17 protein-coding genes and 2 pseudogenes are annotated in these 21,448 nt (G+C 57.5%); 6 read left to right on the top strand and 13 right to left on the bottom strand.

The window, feature by feature from the left end:
* The first annotated feature begins 235 nt into the window (after positions 1-235).
* The 6 genes and pseudogenes from AO068_RS06400 to AO068_RS06390 all read left to right on the top strand — a co-directional run bounded on the left by AO068_RS06400 (position 236) and on the right by AO068_RS06390 (position 2,753).
* Positions 236-544, top strand: coding sequence for a hypothetical protein (locus AO068_RS06400; RefSeq protein WP_005759842.1), 309 nt, complete (start codon positions 236-238; stop codon positions 542-544).
* A 39-nt stretch (positions 545-583) separates the two neighbouring features.
* The gene (locus tag AO068_RS26625) at positions 584-970 is read left to right on the top strand and encodes a hypothetical protein (protein ID WP_230017148.1); all 387 of its coding nucleotides are present in this window, start codon (positions 584-586) and stop codon (positions 968-970) included.
* Between the two features lie 106 nt (positions 971-1,076).
* Positions 1,077-1,333, top strand: a pseudogene (locus AO068_RS26620) (immunity protein Tsi6 family protein).
* A gap of 123 nt (positions 1,334-1,456) precedes the next feature.
* Positions 1,457-1,716, top strand: a pseudogene (locus AO068_RS29200) (hypothetical protein).
* Between the two features lie 131 nt (positions 1,717-1,847).
* Entirely contained in the window at positions 1,848-2,402 is a 555-nt protein-coding gene (locus AO068_RS06395; protein WP_058407940.1) for an HD domain-containing protein, read from the top strand.
* A 3-nt stretch (positions 2,403-2,405) separates the two neighbouring features.
* The gene (locus AO068_RS06390) at positions 2,406-2,753 is read left to right on the top strand and encodes a hypothetical protein (protein ID WP_058407939.1); all 348 of its coding nucleotides are present in this window, start codon (positions 2,406-2,408) and stop codon (positions 2,751-2,753) included.
* 43 nt (positions 2,754-2,796) lie between these two features.
* Here the strand turns inward: AO068_RS06390 and AO068_RS06385 are convergent, their stop codons facing one another.
* The 13 genes from AO068_RS06385 to tssE all read right to left on the bottom strand — a co-directional run bounded on the left by AO068_RS06385 (position 2,797) and on the right by tssE (position 21,437).
* On the bottom strand, positions 2,797-3,222 hold the full coding sequence (locus AO068_RS06385) for a DUF2628 domain-containing protein (protein WP_058407938.1): 426 nt from the start codon (positions 3,220-3,222) through the stop codon (positions 2,797-2,799).
* A 177-nt stretch (positions 3,223-3,399) separates the two neighbouring features.
* Positions 3,400-4,497 (bottom strand): type VI secretion system protein TssA, encoded by a 1,098-nt coding sequence (gene tssA / locus AO068_RS06380; RefSeq protein WP_058407937.1) that lies wholly within the window; start codon positions 4,495-4,497, stop codon positions 3,400-3,402.
* Positions 4,498-4,589: 92 nt separating this feature from the next.
* Positions 4,590-5,108: an Hcp family type VI secretion system effector gene (locus tag AO068_RS06375; RefSeq protein ID WP_003318810.1), complete on the bottom strand. Its 519-nt coding sequence runs from the start codon at positions 5,106-5,108 to the stop codon at positions 4,590-4,592.
* Positions 5,109-5,262: 154 nt separating this feature from the next.
* A complete protein-coding gene (tssM, locus tag AO068_RS06370; protein ID WP_016982572.1) occupies positions 5,263-7,755 on the bottom strand; it encodes a type VI secretion system membrane subunit TssM in 2,493 nt (830 codons plus the stop codon).
* Positions 7,752-8,675 carry a type VI secretion system-associated protein TagF gene (tagF, locus tag AO068_RS06365; protein WP_057401783.1) on the bottom strand — a complete coding sequence of 308 codons (924 nt, stop codon included), beginning with the start codon at positions 8,673-8,675 and terminating at the stop codon, positions 7,752-7,754. The genes tssM and tagF overlap by 4 nt, the downstream gene beginning before the upstream one ends.
* A 31-nt stretch (positions 8,676-8,706) precedes the next feature.
* Complete coding sequence (locus AO068_RS06360) at positions 8,707-12,627, bottom strand: type VI secretion protein IcmF/TssM N-terminal domain-containing protein (protein ID WP_058407936.1); 3,921 nt, start codon at positions 12,625-12,627, stop codon at positions 8,707-8,709.
* Between the two features lie 30 nt (positions 12,628-12,657).
* The gene (icmH, locus tag AO068_RS06355) at positions 12,658-13,371 is read right to left on the bottom strand and encodes a type IVB secretion system protein IcmH/DotU (protein ID WP_002551418.1); all 714 of its coding nucleotides are present in this window, start codon (positions 13,369-13,371) and stop codon (positions 12,658-12,660) included.
* A complete protein-coding gene (gene tssK, locus AO068_RS06350; protein WP_057401781.1) occupies positions 13,368-14,711 on the bottom strand; it encodes a type VI secretion system baseplate subunit TssK in 1,344 nt (447 codons plus the stop codon). Before tssK ends, icmH begins: the two co-directional genes overlap by 4 nt.
* Positions 14,708-15,463, bottom strand: coding sequence for a type VI secretion system lipoprotein TssJ (gene tssJ / locus AO068_RS06345; RefSeq protein ID WP_080394821.1), 756 nt, complete (start codon positions 15,461-15,463; stop codon positions 14,708-14,710). Before tssJ ends, tssK begins: the two co-directional genes overlap by 4 nt.
* A gap of 25 nt (positions 15,464-15,488) precedes the next feature.
* Positions 15,489-18,092 (bottom strand): type VI secretion system ATPase TssH, encoded by a 2,604-nt coding sequence (gene tssH / locus AO068_RS06340; protein ID WP_058407934.1) that lies wholly within the window; start codon positions 18,090-18,092, stop codon positions 15,489-15,491.
* The gene (gene tssG / locus AO068_RS06335; RefSeq protein WP_058407933.1) at positions 18,089-19,159 is read right to left on the bottom strand and encodes a type VI secretion system baseplate subunit TssG; all 1,071 of its coding nucleotides are present in this window, start codon (positions 19,157-19,159) and stop codon (positions 18,089-18,091) included. Before tssG ends, tssH begins: the two co-directional genes overlap by 4 nt.
* The gene (gene tssF / locus AO068_RS06330; RefSeq protein WP_044324050.1) at positions 19,123-20,955 is read right to left on the bottom strand and encodes a type VI secretion system baseplate subunit TssF; all 1,833 of its coding nucleotides are present in this window, start codon (positions 20,953-20,955) and stop codon (positions 19,123-19,125) included. The genes tssG and tssF overlap by 37 nt, the downstream gene beginning before the upstream one ends.
* The gene (gene tssE / locus AO068_RS06325) at positions 20,955-21,437 is read right to left on the bottom strand and encodes a type VI secretion system baseplate subunit TssE (protein WP_003420335.1); all 483 of its coding nucleotides are present in this window, start codon (positions 21,435-21,437) and stop codon (positions 20,955-20,957) included. The genes tssF and tssE overlap by 1 nt, the downstream gene beginning before the upstream one ends.
* Between the last annotated feature and the right edge of the window lie 11 nt (positions 21,438-21,448).

The following is a 21,448-nucleotide window of genomic DNA, read 5'->3' as shown; positions in this document are numbered from 1 at the left end:
AGAGTTCAGGATTGAGCTGACTGGTGGAGAGACTCCTTTGTTACGTAAGTTGAAAAGGGAAATGGGCGAGGAGTGAAGGTGAGTGTCACGGGCATTTAGATTTTGCTTTGTGTGGCGTACGTGCCTTGCTATCTTGATGCTGCATGACCTGCTTTCTGAGATATATATTATATGCACTGGTGAGAATTAGCTAATGCCCAGGATAACATGCGCCATAGCAAATAGGAGTAATATTATGGATGTTGAAGCTTTGAGAATGGCAGCCACAGCGCTTCGTGACAAACTTGAGTTTTATAAACATCGCGATCCTGATGCTTCAATATTGCTATTGGATCTTGAGGATTTGCTTTCCCGAGCAGAGCGAGGCCAAATCACTGAAATGGTTGAGCCGCGAGATATTCCAGGTTACAAGCTTTTTACTGAGACAAGTTTACAGTCATATAAAGATTTGGAGGCCGCATATACAGATTTCTATATGGACCTCATCGAGGGGCGGGAGACCGAGGCCTACAAAATTTTGCTGGCCAAAATGGCTAAGGACTAAAATATCTGCGAATAGGGAATAGGCTTGAGGAACAAAGCAGTGCAGCTCATTTCTAGCAGAGGTAGGGGGTCGAATAAATTTCTTTCTGGCTGTGACAGTTCAAATCATGAGGTGCTAAAAATTAACGTAGAAAAATTGAGCTCTTCAGCAAGAGTTTTAGAGGGAAAGTTGAAAGAGCATATGAATAAAGATGTACAGGTATCACATCTCTATAACGACCTGAGACCATTGCTGGAGTTGGCAAAGTCGAGGCGGATTTTAACCCCTATAGAGGTGGGAGCCGTTCCGGGGCGTTATCGCTTTACCGAGAATGGGCTTCAAGAATACAGTGATTTAGAGCATGCATATGCTGTATTTTCAATTGAGATTACGGGAGGGGAACCTCCGCTTTTAAAAATACTTCGCGCAGAACGAAATCGAAAATAGCTCGTCCGTTCTGCAGTGATGAAGCGTATTCTGTATTAGGGGCAAGCCGATAATAAGGTTTAATTCCGCCAAGGAGTTCATAGATCATGCTGTTTTACTTACCGAAATGCGTATAAGTCGCCACCCTGCGTTTTCGATATACGCAGCAGTTCTAAACAGCCTCTCTATATAAAATCAATTCTTGAGGTTGTTGAGGCAGACAAGTCCGGACTTCACAAACTTTTTATCGGGGCCCTTGCAGTCAAGAGGTTCAAAGAAAAAGATTACGTGCTGGCACAAGCCCCGATGGATGTTTATTACATTGCGAATCAGTCAGCAAACGAGTTGGAAATTAAACTTCCCGAAGGGTTGTGGCATCCTTGAGGAATAAATTTTATAATGGTTGCCCTGTGCAGAAAAATTTGCAATTTTCTCTCTTGGGGCCGGTTGTAGGTTTCTGCTTTCCTTCGTCCTTCTGTAAATTCAGCTGCCGCCAAAATTATTATTATAAATATTGAACATCTTCAGCAAAAAACGCAAGAGCTGCGTGAAGTGATTGAAGATTTGAAAAAATCAGATCACGTGGTTGAAAAGGCATGATAACAGTTAAGTTGCAGTGGCGAGACATTCCAGGGCGTTATCTATTTACCGAAGAGGGTTTGCAACAATATCCTCATCTTGAGCATGCTTTCGCAGAGTTCAGGATTGAGCTGACTGGTGGAGAGACTCCTTTATTACATAAATTGAAAAGGGAAATGGGTGAGTAATGAAAGTGCGTGTCACGGGCAGTTAATTTTTACTCTGTGTGGCGCACATGCCTTGCGGTCCTGATGCTGCATGACCTGCTTTCTGAGATATAGCATATGCTCCGATGAGAATCTCAAGGAATCTGACCCAAATGCCCAAATCATGCCCGCAACACCTCTTCAACAAAGCCTGGCTATTCGCATCCCATGCCCACGTCGGCCAAAAAATGACAGGCTCGGATCTTCCTTACACCACCCATGTGGCGATGGTTGCCAACGAGTTGATCTTTGCCCATCGCGAAGAATCCGTGGGCGCGCTTGAAATCGCCTTGCCCACAGCGTTACTGCACGACGTGCTGGAGGATACGCCGGTGACTCAGGATGAGTTGGCTGAAGCGTTCGGTGTGGAGGTCGCCTCAGCCGTGGCGTGCCTGAGCAAGAACCTGATCGTGCCGTTTTCCGAAGCGCTTTATTTCGCCGGGATCGCCAGGCATTCCAAAGAAGCTGCGTCGGTCAAGTTGTGTGATCGCATCACCAATCTCCAGTCAGCGCCGTCCACCTGGAAGAAGGCAAAGCGAGCGTCGTATCTGGTGGAGTCGGCGCAGATTCTGGCAGCCTTGGGGCATGCGAACGGGTATCTGCGGCAGCGGCTCAGCGATACGATGGTGCGTTATGAGGCGCTTTATGTTGATGGCTTTGAAGGCTGAATAATGAGCTCTCATCATTGTCGGATCGAGAACGGGAGTCTCTGGATAGAAAGTCAGCGAGTCTGCCTTCCTTACCCGGCGGACACGTTTCTGCTGTTTAAGGGGATAGTGCTAATCAGGCTTGAATCCCCGCCGGGCGAGGGCTTCAACCGGAACATCTTCGCTTTCTCGATGGCTGGCGAAGTGCTCTGGCAGATCGAGGAAGGCCCGCACGGTACGCAGGCGGACAAGCCGTTTATGAGTCTTCACTGCGATGACAACGCTCAGGTCATCGCAGATTGCTGGAATGGTGTGACCTACTCGGTGAATGTGGAGAACGGGAAGATTCAAGTTATCCAGTTCCACAAATAGCCGAGCTTCCAGCGTTTAACCTTCAGCAGACACGCTTCGCGCCTCACCAACGCAACCCCTCAAATGGATTCCAGCTCTGCTCGCCTTTCACTTCCTTGAGGTAATACGCGTAATTAGTCAGTTGCCCATACAACGCATTAAACACAAAACCGACCGCAGAACTGGCCTCCTTGGCATAGCGGAACTCAAACATTTCCATCACCATGTCCAGCACGATAGAGACCACTACTATCATTGCGATAAAGGACAGGTTCTTCTTCCACAGCCCCAGGATGAACAGGTAAACCGGCCCAAAAAAGAACGCGAAGAAGTTGAAGTTGACTTTCACTTTTTTCAGAAATGGCAGTTGCTTGAGCGCGGGTCTGAACCCTGGTGCGTTCGGGCCGCCATGCGCTTCAAAAAAGGCGAAGCGTTCTTTCCATTTGTCGCTGTAGTGGCCTGATGCGTTTACCGGGTCTGACGTGTTCATTCTCTAATCCCTGATGTGTGTGAATCATGTGAATGGTTTTTCCCTGTTGTTGCGCTGGGTAAGATGCAAAATACGGGTAAATCGAGAGCACGTCAGTCATACAGACGGACTCATCCTGTGGTGCATTTCCCGACGGTCTGTACGCACGTTCATACAGACCGATCCTACGAACTGCCCTTACTGCTTAGGCTCTTTCGTACCCAGCACATCGCGAATGCTGTCCACGACGTTGCTGTCTTTGATGACGTCGTTCAGCCAGCCTTCCAGCGGCATGTTGCCCCACTTGATGGCGCGCTCGATGAGGTACGGGACGGGGCTTTGCGGCTCGGTGTTTTTGAAGAACTGTGCAATACCGGCGAGCATGGTGAAGGCTTCGTCGCGAGTGGTCGGGGTGGTGCGCAGTGGTGCGGATGCGCTGTCCTGGGTGGTCTGGGTCATCGCGGCACCTGCGGGTTGGTCGATGGCGATTTCGGGTGCGGTCTGAGCGGCGGCTGCCGGGGCAGGGCTCAGTTCTATTCCTCGGTCCTTGAGCAGCTTTTCGGTCAGTTGCCCGGCGCGTTGCAGGATGTCGCTCAGGGTGACGAGGCTGGGCGCGTCGCGGCCGAACAGGGTGTCGGCAGTGGCCTGGAGCTGCTGGCAGGCGTACAGGCTGGCGGCGATTTCGCTGGCCTTGAGGCGCAGGTGGTCCGAGTCGGTCAGTACCACGGAGCGCTGGAAGATTTCGGCGTTGATCTTGCCTTCGTCAACAGCAGCCTGCATGGCCTTGGGGTTTTGCAGCGCAAGGTTTTCCACGTGGCGCGACTCGTCGTAGCGCAACAGACCAAAGTTTTGCCCCTGGGTGATTGGCAGCCCGCCGACGACTTCGGTCAGCGTGGTTTTCAGCCAGGCCAGGCGGGCGGCACGTTCTTCTACGCCGTCTTCCAGCGACGGGTACAGATCGTCCCAGAAATTTTGCAGGATCCGCTCGGCCACGGTCAGGCCGAAGGTAATGCCGACAAAGTGGTATTTGTGCGCCAGGGCTTCACTGAGCCAGGCGACGAGCATCAGGTCCTTGCTTTGTTCAGCAAGGCCCTGTGCGGCCAACGTGATGGTCTGATCCCAGTCCGAGGACTTCAGATCGGTTTGCCAGTCACCTTGGGTGAGGTAATCGGGGTCTGCTCGACGAGCTTCCTTGACCTGATCGAACAGGGTGGAAAAGCTCAGGTCTTCGCCGCTGCCCCCGTTGATGGGCGCCGTCAGATCGGCAAGCGAAAGGTCGTTGAGAAATTCAGACATAGTCAACTCTGATCAGAGGATAAAAGAACACCGTGCCTGGGCAGACACGGTGCTGAAGACGGGCCGCTTGCGCGACCCGAGGTGTCACAGACTTATGCGAATACTTTGTTCGCAGTGCGGTCCCAGCCGCCAGTGACGTTACCGCCACCCTGGCCATCGGAACGGCTCTGTTGGGTGTAGGTAGTCTTGATGCGAGCAAAGTTGAAGCTGATTTCTTCAATCGGCAGATCGCTGACTGCGTTGTCTTCGCCTTTCTGGCTACCGCCAGCAACCGCCTTCACGGAAGACACAACCACTTCTTCCAGGTTGATGGTCAGGTAGGTCAGCTTGTCGCCGCCTGCACGGTTGACGTTCAGCTGGATCTTGGCGATGTGAGTGCCCTTGCAGCACGCTTCGAACAGCTTGGCGGAAGCCTTGTCCACAGACTTGCGGATGCTGAAGTCGCTCAGTGCAACGCGCTCGGACGAAGCACCGCCCGAAGAGCTTGCGGTCGCCGAGGTGGCCTGGGTAGCGCCGAACTCGTAGCCCAACACTTCGATCCAGTCCTTGTGCTTGTCGTCCAGAACTTCGCCTGGGATGCCGTCGATTTGGATGTATGCGTCAAATGCCATTTTCTGCTTCTCCTTCTTCATTTAAAGCCGTGGCGTCTGCGGACAGAACACGGCCCTTTTGATTAACCTTCCTGAAACGATCAAGAAAGGTTCTCTTGCCACGGCCCCGGTCTCATGTAGACAACCCGGGCTTCGGTTTGCTTGCACTGCGCGATCAATTGAGCGCGCGCACTTCGATCTCTACGCGTCGATTCGGCTCAAGGCACTGAATCAACTGAGCCCTCGGCTGCTGCATATCGCATTTGACCAAGGGTTTCTCGCTGCCTTCGCCGACCGCGTCCACCAGCTCGGCGGGCACGCCCTTGCCGACCAGGTAAGTCTTGATGGTCTGTGCACGCTGCTTGGACACCTGCATGTTGCTTTGCGGGTCGCCCAGCTGGTCGGCGTGACCTGCAATCACGATCTTGCCGATGTTCGGTGTGCTCAAAAGCTTGCCGGCGATCGCACTCAACTGGTTTTGACCTTCGGTTTTCAGGCTCTGGAAGTCGGCACGACCAAAGGCAAACAGAGTGTCCGATTCCAGCGTGATGGTTTCGATAGCCTTCAACGACTGCGTCAACAGGCTGTTGATGTAATTACGCGAACTGGATGTCAGGAATGCGTTGTCGAGAATTCTCGGCACGTCCAGTTCGTGAATCTGATCGCTGTAGAAGTTGATCTGGCGGCTGGCGTACTCGTAATCCTGATTGGAGCCTGCCTCGGCGTTCGCAGTGATGGTCTTGCCGGTCTGGCGCGCGATGGCCGGATACCAGTAATCAGGCATCTTCGCTTTCAGGAAGGCCGGGTCAGCCTTCTCGCGCTGCGCTCGCGACAACATGACGTAAGTATCCAGCGTCGCCTTGCCGAAGGCCGCGATGGACTGCGCGCGGTTATCCGGCGGCAGTGCCTTGGGTTCGACGCTGTCGACGCCGGTGACCGGCATCAGGTCCTTGGCATTACGCTGGTAGACCTTGATGGTGGTCAGCAGGTAAAGCGAGCGCGTCAGGTTGTCTGCGGTCGGCTTGAGCATCACCGTTTCCAGACGGTTGAAGTAGCGCGTGCGCAGCAACGGCTCGACGTCATAGCCCCGGTAAAGACCCAGGCGCAAGCGCAGCGGTACGCCTTCGTCGTGATGACGATCGTAGTAAAGCGAAGTCCAAAAGCGCATGCGATCCAGCGTTTGCCACTCGGTGTACTGACCGGTGGCTTTGCTGTCATCGGCTGCAGCCTGGGCGAGTTCGGTGGAAATGGACTGGATGTTGTCCTTGTTGTTCCAGTACGACCAGCCCCACAGGCTGCAGATCAACAGGGCAACAAGACTGGCTCCGCCAATCCACGCAGCCTTGCGGCGACGCTCGCGATGGTTGGTGGTGTACAGCGCCACCAGATGCTGATCGGGAATGATCACCTTGCGGAACAGGCTGTTGATGAACAGCGGATGCGGCTGCGCATTGCCGTCGACCAGGTCCTGCTCGCTTTCCAGTTGGAAACGCTCGGTCACCTGACGGGTGTGTCCGCCCATTTCGGGCTGGTCGGCGTCCAGTGCGCTGGTGAAGTAGAAACCGCGCAGCATCTCGGCGCTCTGATACGGGTTGGCGCGCAGCAGGGCATCGACGAACATCAGCAGGCGCGGTTTCAAGGCTTCCAGTTCCAGCGGGAAACGATACACCGCGGTGTCCTGACGCGTGATCTGGATGTCCTGAAGCACCAGCTGTTGGTTGGCGATCTCTTTCCAGTAATTGATCAGCTCGTCCATCGCCACACCGAAGCGCTGGCCCCAGTCAGCTTGCTCGAAGCCCTTGTGCGGGAAGGTCTTGCCCATCACTTCGCCACGCGCCACATCATCCAGCTGGCGATAGAAGGGCACAAAGCCCGGTACCAGATCGCACTTGGTGAACACCAGATACACCGGCAGACGCACTTCCAGCAGCGCGTGGGTTTCCTGGATTCGCTCGCGCAGACGTTTGGCGATGCGCTCCTGATCCTCCACCGAGGATTGCAGGATGTCATGAATGCTGACCGTGACAATCAGGCCGTTTAGCGGTCTGCGCTGGCGGTGCTGACGCAGTAATTGCAGAAAGGCGCGCCATTTGCCGGCTTCCTGCTGATCATTCATGTAGCGGCCAGCGGTATCCAGCAGCACGGCTTCCGAGCTGAAGAACCAGTCGCAATTGCGCGTGCCGCCCAGCCCGGCGACGCGTGCGCCTTCGCGCTCGGCGTAGGGGAAGTTGAGGCCCGACTGATACAGCATGGTGCTTTTGCCCGCTGCGGGCTGACCCACCACCAGATACCAGGGCAGGGCGTAAAGCGCGTCCTTGGCGTTGCTGCCGTTCGGCTTGTTGCTCTGCAACCGTTCGATGCTTTGCAGCAAGCGCTCACGCAGCAGGCTGACCTCTTCGCGATCCGCCGGGCTGGCGTTGAGCACGGCCTGATCGGCGTCATCACGCAGCAGACCCTCCAGGTTCTGATGCTGTGATACGCCCCGATACAGCAACAGCACATACGCCGCCGACAGCAGCAGGAACAGGCCTATTCCCGTCAGCAGGCTGTTCATCGAACTGAAGCCCAGGGCACGGCCGATGCTCCAGATGATGAAGATCGACAGAAAAAAGCAGACCCCGAGAACATAGGGCTGGTAGCGCAAAAAGTAGTATTTGATCTTGTTCATACGGACTTCAAATCCAGCACATCGACAAAGCGGTCGATAACGTCATAAAGAGGGCGGTCAATGTCTGGAAACACATGGCCTCGGTGGTGTTCGTCGAACGCGTCAAAGGGTGCCAGCACGTCATAGTTCTCCGAATGCTCGCCCACGCCCGTCACCACGCGGTACACGCCTGAGGTGTTGCGCGACGGGAAGCAGAACAGTCGGGGGCGCATGAAGTCGTCCGCCAGAATGCTGATTTGCGGCACTGCCTTGTTCGGGTCAATGCGTGTCAGCCAATTGACCCACAGATCTGCTGTCGGGTTCTTCAAGCCTCGCTCGGCAGGCAGTGGCAGCGAAATACCGATCGGTGCCCTGTACGACGGGCGACCCAGCGCTTGCAGTCGGGTGAGCACGGCATTGCTGATGAACTCGGGGTATGAGCTCTCCAGCGAAGTCGCAATGTCACGCAGGGTGAAGTTCACCAGAAACTTCTCATGCACACGCCGGAACAGTTCAAAGTCCTGTCCTTGCAACGGGCGCAAGGCCCTGATGCGTTCGAACAGCACTGAGGTGCCTTCGCCCTGTGCGGCCATGTGCAGCAGCGGTTTGATCTGCCCGGCGAACAGTTCGCTCAGGGTGAACGGGTTCACAAACAGCCCGGCGTCACTGGACTTCACCGTTTGAAAGATGAAGAACGGATAACGCCGAGCGCTTGAGTCCCTGGAACTGATCAAACCGCCCACCAGCCAGTTGCCGCTGCGTGCCCGGTAGCTGAAAAAGCACACCGGCAATCGATCGAACAGCGTGCGCCAGTCTTCGCGGTGCTGCATGTCGGCGAGAGCGCCCTGCAGCCATGCATCGAACTCGCAGACATCGTCGCTGGCGCCATGCAGGCTGACGAAATCTGCGCTCGCGGGCACTTTTCCGAAGCAGCCAATCATCGACCGCCCTCCAGATCGAGCATGTGCATCCTCACTTGGTCCGCGCATCTGTTGCGTTAAGCGCGCTCAGCGCCTTGACGTTCGCCAGGTCGGTCAGCTTCACGCCACCATAGTTGCGCACCACCAGACTGACCGGCCCCTTGGCCGTGTTCCAGCTGAAACGCTGCTGAATGCCGTCCAGGTCGGCGACCCGTGCGCTGTCGTTCATGCGCAGCAGGCCCCAGCGCCCGGTGTAGTCGAACACGGTGATGCGCTCGCCGGTCAGCGTGACCACATCCAGGCGTGCGCCCGGTGCTGTCGTGGTACCCGGCCATGAGAAGCGGCTCCAGCTGGTCTTGCCGTTGCGGTAATGCTGCTCCTGGCCATCCAGCGTGAAGATGATGTCAGTGAAGTAGGCCGACGGCTCCAGCATGATCTCGAAACCATTGTCGCGATCCGAGAGGCTGGCGATGACCTCGCCCAGCGAACTGGCCTTGTCAATGTTGCTGACCATTTTCGGATTGACCAGCGGCGCAGCCTTGGACCCGCTGCCCATACCCAGGCCTTCGCCATCGGACAGGTTGCCGATTTCGTTGCGCTTGAAGTTCGGTAGCAGGCCGGATTCCGGGTCAACGAAGCGTTGCAGGTCTTTCACCGATGCCTCGTTGCGGCTGTCCGCAGCAATCGGGTAACGATGCGCCATGACCTGTTCCCAAGGTTTGGCGACCTGTTTGGCCCAGGCTTTGGCGATCTGTTCGCCGGCCGGATCGCGCAGCGTTTCCCAGGCGAACTGGATCGGCAGGCTGAACAGGCTTTGCAGCGAGGTGGAAAGCCCGCCCTGACTGGTATCGACCGTGGTTTCAACGTAGTTACGCACGTTGGTGACTTCGCTCGGCTGCCCTTCAAGGGTTTCGCTGATCAACTGCTTGCTGCTCTTGCCGACATCCTGCGAGCGCTGGATGTTGTTCATCCGCACTTTGAGTTTACGCAGCGCTGCCAGGTAGCGATCCATGATGGTGCTGTCAGCGCCTTCGGCATTCTGCGCTGCGAAAACCCTTGATACAGGTTCGAAGCGTTTGGCCAGACTGCCGTCATCCACGGCAGGCAATGGCGAGATCAGTACGCTGGCCGCAGCTTCCTTGTTGTCGAAGATACCGCTGACCTTGCCCCAGAAGCCATCGTCGCCTTTGACTCCGGTCTGTTGCGCTTCGCGAGGCGCAGGCACGTCCCATTGCGTGTTGTCGTTGACGGCAGACAGCAGCAGTTTGACCGGCGAATTGCGTACGTCGCTGAGCAATGACAACTGCTGCGTGGCGTTGGCCATGTCGCTGAAGCGGCGCACACCGACGCTGTCGATCATGGTGTACCAGACCTGCGTGTAGTCGCGCTTGTAACGGGCCATGAATTCACGAACGAAGTTGGCTTTCTGCACCACGCTGTCGCCGCCTTCGCCATCCAGAACCCAGTCCGACTCGTTACGCAGGTTGCCGGACACCAGCTTGATCAGCTCGGGTTTCACGAACTCTTCCCAGCCCTGGCGGGTGAAAATCGCAGGTACAGCCTCCGAACCGTAGAGCAACTGGCGACCCGGCATAGGTACCAGATCATTCAGGCCGATTGCCGGGAACTGACGGCTGGATTCCAATTGCAGGCGCAGGTATTCACGGTCCACCAGCGAGCTGGAGATCATGAAAAACTTCAGGCTCTTGCGGGTCTCGTCGATCAGTTGCTCATTGCGTGGCATGGCCGGCGCGTCACCATTCTTGAGCAGCTGTACGTAGACCGGCGAGTTGTCCTCGATGACGTCGTCGCTGATCGGATTGGTCTCGCTGGAAATGCCCGTCCAGGCCACCGGCAACGCTGCGTTGACGAACTCGGTTTCCGGATGCGTGGTCGGCTGAGTCAGTATCAGATAGAGCTTGAGGGCGTTGTATGACTCGATGATGGACGCCACTTGCCGTTCATCGAGTCGCCCGAGCATCTCTTCCGACAACGACAAGCCGCCTGTTGTGGCTGAAAGCTCGGCAGCATCGTTGGCAGTGGCCGGGTTGCGTAGCGCGGCAATCGCTTCGCTGCGCGTCTGGCTGGCTGTGCCTCTTGCTGCGCCGGTCAGTCGATTGGCAACCTCGCCGGTGCTGCGCGGGATGCTGCTCAGGCTGGTCGGACGGCCCGCAGCGACGTTGCGCGCGCCGCGGTCCAGCAGTTTCTGACCTTGAGCGCGTACCTTGCCCGTTTTGGTTTCCGACCCTGCGGGTGTAGCCCCGAAGCCATACTGCGGGTCCATGGTTTTGGCGAACTCGTTGAATTCACGCATCTGCAATTGCAGTTTCAGCGTGATCGGTTCCAGCGCCTGGGTACGCAGTTGCTGCAGGTAGGCAGTCTGGGTGGCGAAGTAGATATCGTCGCCACGGTACAGGCCGCCACTGAGCTGAAGAGGCACGCCCTTGGTGCGGTATTTCTCGATGGCAGCCAGCTGGTTGCGCAGCAATTCCAGGCCTTGGCCGGAGGCGAGGCGCTGGGCACGGTCCGGGGACTGTTCCAGTTCGGTCAACTGTTGGCTGATCGCGGCCAGCCACTCGCGGTTTTTCTGGAACGACAGGGCCTGCCAGCCGATGAAGGCCAGCCCGGCGAACAGCGCCAGAGCGATGACAATCGGCCCCAGTGATTTGTCGCGGCCATGACGTGACTGGTACAGGGTCAGGTCACGGTCAGGGAAAATGACGCGGCGGAAGGTATCGGTGATGAAGTAACTGCGATCACTGATTTTCCGTTGTTCGCCCTCTTCCAGCGCATCGGGTGCGGTCGCTGGCCGCAAGACGAACGACTCTGAAAGCTCGTCTTCATACACCGGTGTCAGCTGCTTGTCGGTTTGCAGGGCACTGGTGAAATACAGGCCGCGCAGCAACAACTGGGTACCGTTGACGTTACTGCGCGCGAAATGCTGCAGAAACTGTTCGAGTATCGCCGACAGCTCGGCAAAGTAGTTGGGGAAGTTGAGCAGGGCGCTGTTGGCGTCGGCACCCAGCGCGATCATCTGTGCATCGACGTGACGGCTGACATGCGCCTGCAGGTTCGCCAGTTTGCGATCGAGCACCGAACGCAGGCTTTCTGTGGTGATCTCTGTCAGACCGAACGTCATGCCCAGCGGCTGCTGGCGCTCATGCAGGTCCATACCGTCGAAAGCCTGGTTGAAGCCGGGCAGTTGGTCGGTCTTGGTCAGCATCAGATAAATAGGCGGGTTGGCGTCCAGGCAATCGGTATATTCCTCGATGCGCGTTACCAGGCGCGCACCCATCTCGTTGCGCTCGGCGGCAGAGGCGGCCAATAGCTCTGGCAGGCTGACCACCAGCACCAGACCATTGACGGCGGCCTTGCTGCGCTGCTTTTTGAGCATACGCAGGAACGCAGCGAATTCGCTGGCAGACTGATCGTCACGCAGGTAGCGACCCGCGGTGTCGATCATCACGGCTTCAGGGCTGAAGTACCAATCGCAGTGCTGGGTGCCGCTTTCCGTGTCATTGGCGCTACTGGCAATGCTGGCCGACAGGCCGGAACGGGTCAGCAACGAGGTCTTGCCTGCCGCCGACATGCCGATGACCAGATACCAGGGCAGATCGTAGAGCGCCGAGGAGCCGCCACCGCCTGCCGAGCGATCGGTGCGCAGCATGGCAATGGCATGCTTGAGGCGGTCGCGCAGCACTTGCTGATCACGGAACTCACCGGTGGATTTCAGCGAGCGGTCAACTTCGATCTGAACCAGATTTTCGAGGTTGTGTTCGGTACGAATCCGTCGGTATTGGCGCAGTACGATCAGCAGCAGATAGAAGGCGCTGATGATGGCCATCGCTTCGAGCGTATAGCCTTGCAGCCAACTGATCCTGGGGGCGAAAAACCAGCAGACAGCCAGGCTGATCAGCCACAGTATCGGGACCAGGAACCAGAAACTTTTTAACAGGCGCAGTAATGTCTTCATGTCTTCCTGACTCGGTTACCTGATCGGGACTCAAGCATTGAACAGTTGGCTGATTTGTTCGGCCAACGCGGCCACGTCTTTGCCCAGCAACCAGTCAAGCGTCAGATAGACACCCAGGCACACGAGGGCGATGAGCACCAGGTAAAGCCATACCGGAACTTCATGGCGAAGCATCTGCGACACCTGGTCAGGCAATGCCCAGTCAGGCGACAGTGCCTTTGGCGTCTTGCGGTAGCGTGCGATGTCCTGGCCCAGCGTGTTGGCCAGATAGCGCAATTGGTCTTTCTGGCCGAGGCCGAACTTGCCTTCGAAACCCAGCGCCAGGCACAGGTGGTACACCTCAAGCACATCCAGGTTCTTTTTCACGTCGGCGCGCAGCAGTTCGATTTTCTCGAAGAAGCCTTCGCCCGCCAGGTGGACGCCGAAATAACGGAACTGCAATGGCTCCATTTCGAAGTGGCGACGCATATCGTTGTCGCCCGAACGCAGCACGCTCTCATCAAGGAATGCGCACAGTGCGTACTGCGCGTCTTTTACCTGTTCGACGCTGTAATTGGCGCTGCGCGCCTGACGCTCCAGGTTGGCGAAGAAAGTATCGACGCTGGCTTCGAACGCGGTGACCGAGATCGCCTGGCGGCCGCGACGGACAATCAGCGCCATGGTGATGAAGTCACGTACCAGGTCTTTGAGCGTAGGTTTTTCGGTTGCAGCCGCAGCGGCACCTTGCATCACGGCTTCAGTCATTTAAGCACCGCCAACAGTTCAAGCTTGAGATTGGTAAACGCGCTGGGCGCGTAGAAGGAAATGGCCTGGGCTTCCATCATGCGTTCGTACACCCGGCCATGTGGCTCTATGGAGAAGTAATGGTTGTCCAGGCGCACCGGAATGGCGTTTGGCAGGCGTGTCGAGTGGTTCAGGGTGACGCCCGGCATGGCGCTGTTGACGACCACCTCGATGTCTTCCGGCGAACCGACCTTGAACGCACGCGGAACCAGTTCCAGCAGGCTGGAGCCGGGCATGTCGGCATGCACTGAAATATAGAAATCCGCTTCGGTAAGGCGTGGGTCGAGCAATTGGCCCTGCCAGTACGAAGGCCGGACCTGGCTCAGATTGATGACGATGCACTGGTTCGGAATCACGTTCTCAAGCAGCAGACGAACCAGTTCGTCGAGCTTGACCAACGAGGCCGCCGGGTCCTGATGATCGTAATCGGGGATGTCAGTGAGCTGGGTGTCCAGCGAGAACGTCAGCAAACCGCCCGCCAGTTCCGCGAGAAACAGATACAGGCGCTCTGGGTGCAGGCGTGGGTGCGCCAGCAGGTGGGCCAGTTGCGGGTAGGCGCGGTTGACCGTATTCAGCAGCCAGAATAACGTAACGTCGCTGGAACCGAACTCGGCGATCTGGTCGGCACGCTCGCGTCGACGACCTGAAAGTGCCTTGCTCTTGGCTTGCAGCACGCTGATCAGGCGTCTGCCAAGGCCAACCAGCGTCTCGTGGGTGCCCACGTGCAACGTAGGGTGCACAAAATGCGCATCCAGGTTGAAGCCGCCGATGCTGTTGCGTGCCAGTCGGGCAATCGGGCAATAGCTGTAGCCATCCAGAGTGTCGCCATCGACCAGCATCACGACGTTCAGACGCAGGCTGGTGATTTCGTTTTCCAGATCGCCTTCGTTGAGGTCCGGCAGGGTGTCGAACTGTTTGCGAAAGCGCCGGGCGCTCTTCTGTTCCTGGCCATCTTCAACGTAGTTCAGGCCAAAGGGCTCGGGCAGCTTGAGCGCCGCATAGACCTTGATTTCTCCGCCTTTGGTCAGGTTTTTCAGGTCGCGGGCGGCGGGCAGCGGGTCATGCTGTGGCGCGTCGTAAAGGCTGCCGTCAGGGAACACCAGCTTCAGGCGCTTCAGCTGCAACGAGCCTGTGGCCAATGCCTCGACGTCGACTTCCAGCGTTTGCACGCCCCAATGGAAAGGCGTGGAACGCAGTGTCGACTCAGCAAGCTGATGCTGGTGAAACTCATCCTGATATTGGAAATGTTGTGGCAAAAGGAACATGCCTTCCGACCACATCACGCGGCTTTGTTTACTCATTTGGCGCCTTCCAACAGAGAATTGAATTGTGAGTCCGCTGCCTTTTTCGCAGCACTGCCGGCCGAGTCCTGAACCTGCTGGACAGCGGCGTCCTGCACTCGCTCGGTAATACCTTTGCCGGCGGATTGTTCGGGCATCGAATTGGATTTGGCGAACTGCTCTTCAGTCTTGAGCTTGTTCAACACATCCACGCCACGAACGGCGAGGATGTAGTTGTTGTCCACCAGCACGCGCACACCGTCGGACGAGAACCAGATACCGTCCTTGCGCAGCGTGTTGGCGTCGAACGCGACCTTCCAGCGGCTGTTTTCGTCGGTCCGGAAGAACGCCGCGATGCCCACATAGGACGCGTTGGGGTTCAGCGGCCATTGATCGGTCTGCCCTATGCCTGGCAACAGAATCAGCTCCTTGCTATCAACCAGTGTGTTGCCCAGAGCTTTTTGCGGATCATCCCAGAGGCTGTCGGCGTTGATCGACTCGAAGCGCTCCAGAGAGGACAGTTGATAAACGCGCACCACCACCGAGAGCGGTTTGCCGTACTCATCGGGGTTGAGCTGATTACCGCCGTCAGTCGTCAGGATGACTTTTTCGTTGTCACCAAACATCATGTCGCCAGCCCAGGTGTCATCCATGCGCTTGGCGACACGGTCCGTCACGCCACAGGCGGACAGAGCCAGCATCATTGCCAGAACAGCCAGGCACCTTGCCAAGGCTGGCTTCGAGGAACAATTGCCTTGAAGTCTTTTATTCATCACGTCTTACCTATGGGGTGATCGATCAGGTCAGTGTGTAAGCGAAGTCGCCATCGCTGCCCAGGTCGATGGTCAGGCTCTGAATCGGCTTGTCCTGCGCCATCCGCTCCAGCACCCGCTGAGCGAGCTCCGGCATGAGGGTCTTGGACAGGATGTTGTCGATATTGCGTGCGCCACTGTCGACTTCCGTGCAGCGCGACGCGATAGCCTTGATCAGCGCTTCGTCGTAACGCAGCACCGCCTGATGATTGCGCTCGAAACGCTTGCGGATGCGCTCCAGTTTCAGGCCGACGATGCGTTCCAGAATCGCGTCTTGAACCGGGTAGTACGGCACGATGGTCAAGCGTCCGAGGAACGCCGGTTTGAACACCTGATTCAGCTCGTCGCGCAGGCCTTCCACGATGTCATCGGGGGTCGGCTTCTGCTCGGTGTTCAGGCACCACTGCATGATGCGATCAGTACCGGTGTTGGAGGTGAGGATGATCACGGTATTGCGGAAGTTGATCTCGCGACCTTCGCCATCGTCCAGCACGCCTTTGTCGAAGACCTGGAAAAACAGCTCGAGCACGTCCGGGTGGGCTTTCTCCACCTCGTCGAGCAGTACCACGCTGTAAGGCTTGCGGCGCACGGCTTCGGTCAGCACGCCACCTTCGCCGTAACCGACGTAGCCCGGCGGGGAGCCTTTGAGGCTGGAGACTGTGTGGGCTTCCTGGTATTCGGACATGTTGATGGTGATGACGTTACGCTCGCCGCCATACAGCGTGTCAGCCAGGGCCAGCGCAGTTTCGGTCTTGCCGACACCGCTCGGGCCGAGCAGCAGGAACACACCGATCGGCTTGTTCGGGTCTTCCATGCGCGCGCGGGAAATCTTGATGCGCTTGCCGATCTCTTCAAGCGCATGATCCTGACCCAGCACGCGTTCGCCCAGCAGCGCGGGCAGGCTTTGCACGGTGTCTATTTCGTCGCGCAGCATCTTGCCCAGCGGGATACCGGTCCAGCCGGAAATCACTTCACCGATGGTGCCACCGTCCACCAGCGCGTGAACCAGCGGTTGCTCGCCCTGCACGCTGGCCAGTTCGGCACGCACTGCAGCGATCTGCTCAGCATCAGGCGCGCCGTCTTCCGGAACGCTGAGTGCGCCAAGTTTTTCGACCAGCTCCAGCTCGCGCTTCCACTGTTGTTCCAGCGACTCGCGGGTTTCCTGTTCGGTTTTCAGCTCTTCGTGCAGGGCCGTCAGACGGCGAGCGTGGTCGCTGCCCTTGGCGGTTTCCTGTTCGAGCACGGTGATTTCTGCGTTCAGGTTGTCGATGTGGCGCTTGCAGTCTTCCAGCGCGCCTGGCTGTGCCGATTGGCCCAGTGCGACGCGTGCGCAAGCGGTGTCGAGCACGCTGACGGCTTTGTCCGGCAGTTGGCGGCCGGTGATGTAGCGGTTGGACAGGCGTACGGCCTGCACCAGCGCTTCGTCCATCACCGTGACCTTGTGGTGCTCCTGCATCTTCGCCAGCAGCCCGCGAAGCATGTGGATGGCCTTGTCTTCGTCAGGCTCTTCGACTTTCACGACTTGGAAACGACGAGCCAATGCTGCGTCTTTTTCGAAATACTTTTTGTATTCTGCCCAGGTGGTGGCGGCGATGGTGCGCAACTCGCCACGCGCCAAGGCAGGCTTGAGCAGGTTCGCTGCGTCGTTCTGCCCGGCCTGGCCACCCGAGCCGATCAGCGTGTGGGCTTCGTCGATGAACAGAATGATCGGGTGCAGGCTGCGCTTCGTTTCTTCGATGACCGACTTGAGGCGGTTTTCGAACTCGCCTTTGACCCCTGCACCGGCCTGCAACAGGCCCAGATCCAGGGTGTGAATGGCGACGCCCTTGAGCACCGAAGGCACGTCGCCCTGCACAATGCGCAGCGCCAGACCTTCAACCACGGCTGTTTTACCCACACCCGCTTCACCGGTCAGGATCGGGTTGTTCTGACGGCGGCGGGTCAGGATGTCGACCATCTGCCGCACTTCGAACTCGCGCCCCAGCACCGGGTCAATGCGACCATCGCGGGCGCTCTGGGTCAGGTTGACCGTGTATTGGTCCAGGGCAGGGGTCTTGCCGTTGCCCTTGGTGGTTGCGCCCGTGCTGGCGTCGGCGTTGGCCAGCGGCTTGCTCAGTTTGGTCTCTGGGCTGCCTTCGACCAGCGCGCTCATGTTCAGGCGCAGGTCGTCAGCGTTGATCTTCTCCAGCTCCGGGGCCGAACCGATGACCACGCGGCGCAGGGCATCGTCATCCAGCAAGGCCTGAATCAGGTGCCCGGTGCGGATCTGCGACTGACCGAACTCGATCGACGCCAGCACCCAGGCCTGCTCGATCATGCGCGTGATGTGCGGCGAGAGCGCAGGCGTCCGTGTGTTGCCTTTCTTGAACGTCCCCAGCGCGGTGACCAACTGTGCTTGCAGGCGATCAGGCACCACATCGTAGTGGCGCAGGATCACCGGCAGGTCGTTATCGTTGTTGTCGAGCAATTGCAGCAGCAAGTGCTCGACTTCAACGTCGTAGTGGTTCTCCGACAGGCACAGCGCAGCAGCGCTTTCAGTGGCAGTGCGGCTCGTTTCGTTCAGCTTGGCGAACAGGGACTTCAGGTTCACAGGGAGACCCCATCAAAAGGAATATGGAAAACAGCGCAACGGGAGGGCTCCACGTCGACACCGGGGCGTTTGAGCCAGCCAAGCCAGCCCAGCGATACATTGCCTTGGCGACCCAGGCGGGCCACGGGTACAGCTTCGCGCTTGAGCTTCGGCGCAATCTGGAAGTCCAGTTCGGCGCCGATGTAAAAACGCACCAGTTCAACAAGCTTCTGGTAATCCTCGGTGCCCGGCTGAAAGCGCTGGTAGTCAGCCAGTTCCAGAGGCCCCATTTCGATACGTACGCACGACTGGTAATCCCAGACGCGATTGCCGGCCACGGCGCTTTGCCCCAGCACGGCGTTCTTGCGGCCCAGTTGCGTGCACTGGCTGCTGTCGAGCTTCAGCCAGCGTCCGGCGAACTGCTGGATCTTGAACGGCAGCGAGAAATAAAAACTCAGCATGACTTCAAGGTTCAGGGCGTTGCGCGGCTTCTGGGCGAACATCCCCGAGAAGTAGCTGAACAGTTCGCGGCGCAATGGCGACTCGCTCTTGTCGAACTTTTGCTTCAACGCTTCGGGGCCGAAACCCACCAGGTTGAGCAAATAACGATCAAAGTTCGACGTGCCGTTACGCTCGTACTCGATGTAAAACTTGTACTTCTGCCAGGCCTCGTAAAACAGCGTGGTCATGCGATGCGAAAAAATATCCAGAAACGCATGCGCAGCGTCGTCTCGGTACTGAATATGCCGATCGATGAGCAGCTCGGTGTACGGGCGCGGCAGCACGCCTGATGGGCCGACCAGGCCCATGAACGTGACCTGCACCTCGGACAGCGGCAAACCGGCCGCCGAGAGCTTGCCTTCGCGTTCGAACTGCAGGTCGCTGACTTCACTGGCCGGGAAGTTCAGCGACAGCTGTGAACGAAAGCGCAGAGGGTCCTCATGCGGCCTGGTTTCCAGGTCCATGCGCCCGTTCCTGCTGTAATGCAGGCGAAGCAAACGCACCAACTGAAAAAATTCGAATCGGTGCGGCTCAGCCCTTGCCTGGTCAATCAGACCAGGGGTTGATCGCCTGTTCGCGGGGGCCATTGGACCACTCTCTTTTCGCGCTGCACGGTGCGAAGGGTTAATTGGGTAAAGCTGTTCATCGAGCAGTACTGACCAAAGAAGTGGTCCAGCACCATGCCGAACAGGAACACGCCGCTGCCGGTGTACTGGCTTTCATCGAATTTCAGCGTGATGCCGACGCCGCGTACAAAGTTGGGGCGCGGATGCCCGATGCGCGCCACAACCGGTTCGCTGGTCACCGATACGATCCCGTTGATCTGTTTGCGAATCGCCGACACGTTGCGGTAGTTGTAAAGCGACAGCAGTTCCAGCAGCACTTCGCGACCCTTCGAAACCAGCGACATGTGGTTCAGCGACAGGTGCGAGATGAGCCGCCAGATAACGCCGTTGCCCAGCGGCACGCGCACCGTCGCCGTCGGTTTGCGCAGGCAGCGGATGTCCTTGATCACCGAATTGGAGGGAATGTTGAAGTCCCCGCGCTCGCCGCCAAAAGGCAGCATCAGTGGTAAATCGCGATTGCTGCACGTCAGGCGGATACTGAGTGTGTCGTTGTTGGAATCAATCAGTTCCAGATCCCGATCCACGACGCGGATGAACATGTTCGAGCCATCGCTTTGTCGGCTCTGCGTCGGACGTCGCCGGGCGATCCAGAAGCTCTGACCGGGGCCTTGATCACCGCGTGGTTCAAAGAACGGATGGCAGGTACCGACCTGATCGTTGCCGTTGATCTTCTTCACCCGGCGTACGCGATCGATCGAGACCACTTCGGCAGAGCTTTGCAGGCGCACATCCGGCGTTACCGCGTATTCATGCTGAACGTGGGTCAGCTTGATGGGCTCGGCCTGCTGGCGGAACAGGTTGATGATCGGCGTGCAGTTGAGCTTGAAATTGTTACGGCCGATGTTCTGGGTCAGGCGTGCCAGACGATCCGTCAGGTCGTAGTCGGAAAAGTAGAAATTGATTTCCACTTTGGCGATCTCTTTGCCAGCCAGAATACGGGCAAAGCCTGACAGGTCGAAGAACATGAACTTGTCAGGGAAGGTGAAGTATTCGTGCAGCAGTCGATAACCCAGAAACGAACGCTCCGAGTAATCCACCAGCCCTTCATCCAGACCATAACCGACAGACTTCAGGGCGTCGGCGGGCAGCACCACTTCACGAATGCGCCCTTCGTCTTCGAACGACAGGGTCGCTTTGGCCAGGTTGTTGAACAGCAGCTCATACAGTTGATGCATCAGCGTGCTTTCGCCATCAAGGAAAAAGCGCAGCCGGTCCAGTTCCATCTTGCCGAACAGGACGTCGGAGGTCGCACCCAGGCCGATGCGCAAGCGCGCAATCAGGTCTGCACTGTGGCCGTTGAACGCCGAACGCTCCATTTCAATGAACGAAGCACTTTGCACTGCCACTGGCCACAGTTCGACCGGGTAGCACGTACGAAACTTGCACACTATTCCGTCTATCGGTGTGGCGTGCAGCTCGGTGTGCCGGGCTACACGATAGGATTCGGTGACTTTTTCCTGCTTGCCCATGTTGAACTCGACGATGGACATCGAAGGGGTAGGGCGCAGGTAGTGCGGGTACAGCACCTCCAGAAACGACTCGACGATTTCAGGAAACTCATCGTCGAGTTTCTTGTGTACGCGCGCCGACAGGAACGAGAACGCCTCGATCAGACGCTCGGTATGCGGGTCTTCGCAGTTGTCGCCCTCAATCAGTAATCGCGAAGCGATCTTCGGATATTGAGCGGCAAATTCCTGGCCCAGAAAGCGCAGGTGCGAGAGTTCCTTCTCGTAATAGGGCAGCAGATCGTCGAGCATCAGTTGAGGTTCTGCACTTTGTATTCCTGAGTGTTGACCTGCAGCACGGCGTCAAAGGAAACCTGACGCGAAATGTCCTGCAGACGCAGTACTGCGTCCACACGAAAAGTCAGCATGCGCTGGCCGGTCTGTTGTGCAAGCAACTGGACTTTCACGCTGCGGAAACGTCGGTCACCGACAGAAATTGCCTTTTCCAGCTGGCGCTGAATCAAAAGACGATCCTGTGGGTCGAGCACGCTTCTACTGGTGAAGTCGGGCATACCGTAATCGAGGATGGTGCCGCTCAGATTGGCGAAACCTTCCAGCTCGTTAGCGACCAGAGACTGGCGAGTGTTCACCAGAATCTCCAGGTCACGAACGATGCTGGCCTTGTAATCGGCCAGCGAACTCAACCGTTGCGATGACGATTCCACGGACTGATGCGGACGATCGTCGAGCAACCGATCCAGCAATGAAGGCAACAGCTTGTGTTGACTACTCATGTTGCCTCCCT

It is taken from the genome of Pseudomonas sp. ICMP 3272 (genome assembly GCF_001466905.1).
Classification (GTDB): Bacteria; Pseudomonadota; Gammaproteobacteria; order Pseudomonadales; family Pseudomonadaceae; genus Aquipseudomonas; species Aquipseudomonas amygdali.
The sequence above is the reverse complement of the archived record's forward strand: the minus strand, read 5'-3'. Positions and strand labels throughout refer to the sequence as shown.

What these genes read in the sequence shown, in the direction of transcription:
- AO068_RS06400 (WP_005759842.1), top strand. Translation starts at nt 236, where the DNA reads ATGGATGTTGAAGCTTTGAGAATGGCAGCCACAGCGCTTCGTGACAAA.
- AO068_RS06395 (WP_058407940.1), top strand. Translation starts at nt 1,848, where the DNA reads ATGCCCAAATCATGCCCGCAACACCTCTTCAACAAAGCCTGGCTATTC.
- AO068_RS06390 (WP_058407939.1), top strand. Translation starts at nt 2,406, where the DNA reads ATGAGCTCTCATCATTGTCGGATCGAGAACGGGAGTCTCTGGATAGAA.
- AO068_RS06385 (WP_058407938.1), bottom strand. Translation starts at nt 3,222, where the DNA reads ATGAACACGTCAGACCCGGTAAACGCATCAGGCCACTACAGCGACAAA.
- tssA (WP_058407937.1), bottom strand. Translation starts at nt 4,497, where the DNA reads ATGTCTGAATTTCTCAACGACCTTTCGCTTGCCGATCTGACGGCGCCC.
- AO068_RS06375 (WP_003318810.1), bottom strand. Translation starts at nt 5,108, where the DNA reads ATGGCATTTGACGCATACATCCAAATCGACGGCATCCCAGGCGAAGTT.
- tssM (WP_016982572.1), bottom strand. Translation starts at nt 7,755, where the DNA reads ATGAACAAGATCAAATACTACTTTTTGCGCTACCAGCCCTATGTTCTC.
- tagF (WP_057401783.1), bottom strand. Translation starts at nt 8,675, where the DNA reads ATGATTGGCTGCTTCGGAAAAGTGCCCGCGAGCGCAGATTTCGTCAGC.
- AO068_RS06360 (WP_058407936.1), bottom strand. Translation starts at nt 12,627, where the DNA reads ATGAAGACATTACTGCGCCTGTTAAAAAGTTTCTGGTTCCTGGTCCCG.
- icmH (WP_002551418.1), bottom strand. Translation starts at nt 13,371, where the DNA reads ATGACTGAAGCCGTGATGCAAGGTGCCGCTGCGGCTGCAACCGAAAAA.
- tssK (WP_057401781.1), bottom strand. Translation starts at nt 14,711, where the DNA reads ATGAGTAAACAAAGCCGCGTGATGTGGTCGGAAGGCATGTTCCTTTTG.
- tssJ (WP_080394821.1), bottom strand. Translation starts at nt 15,463, where the DNA reads ATGAATAAAAGACTTCAAGGCAATTGTTCCTCGAAGCCAGCCTTGGCA.
- tssG (WP_058407933.1), bottom strand. Translation starts at nt 19,159, where the DNA reads ATGGCCCCCGCGAACAGGCGATCAACCCCTGGTCTGATTGACCAGGCA.
- tssF (WP_044324050.1), bottom strand. Translation starts at nt 20,955, where the DNA reads ATGCTCGACGATCTGCTGCCCTATTACGAGAAGGAACTCTCGCACCTG.
- tssE (WP_003420335.1), bottom strand. Translation starts at nt 21,437, where the DNA reads ATGAGTAGTCAACACAAGCTGTTGCCTTCATTGCTGGATCGGTTGCTC.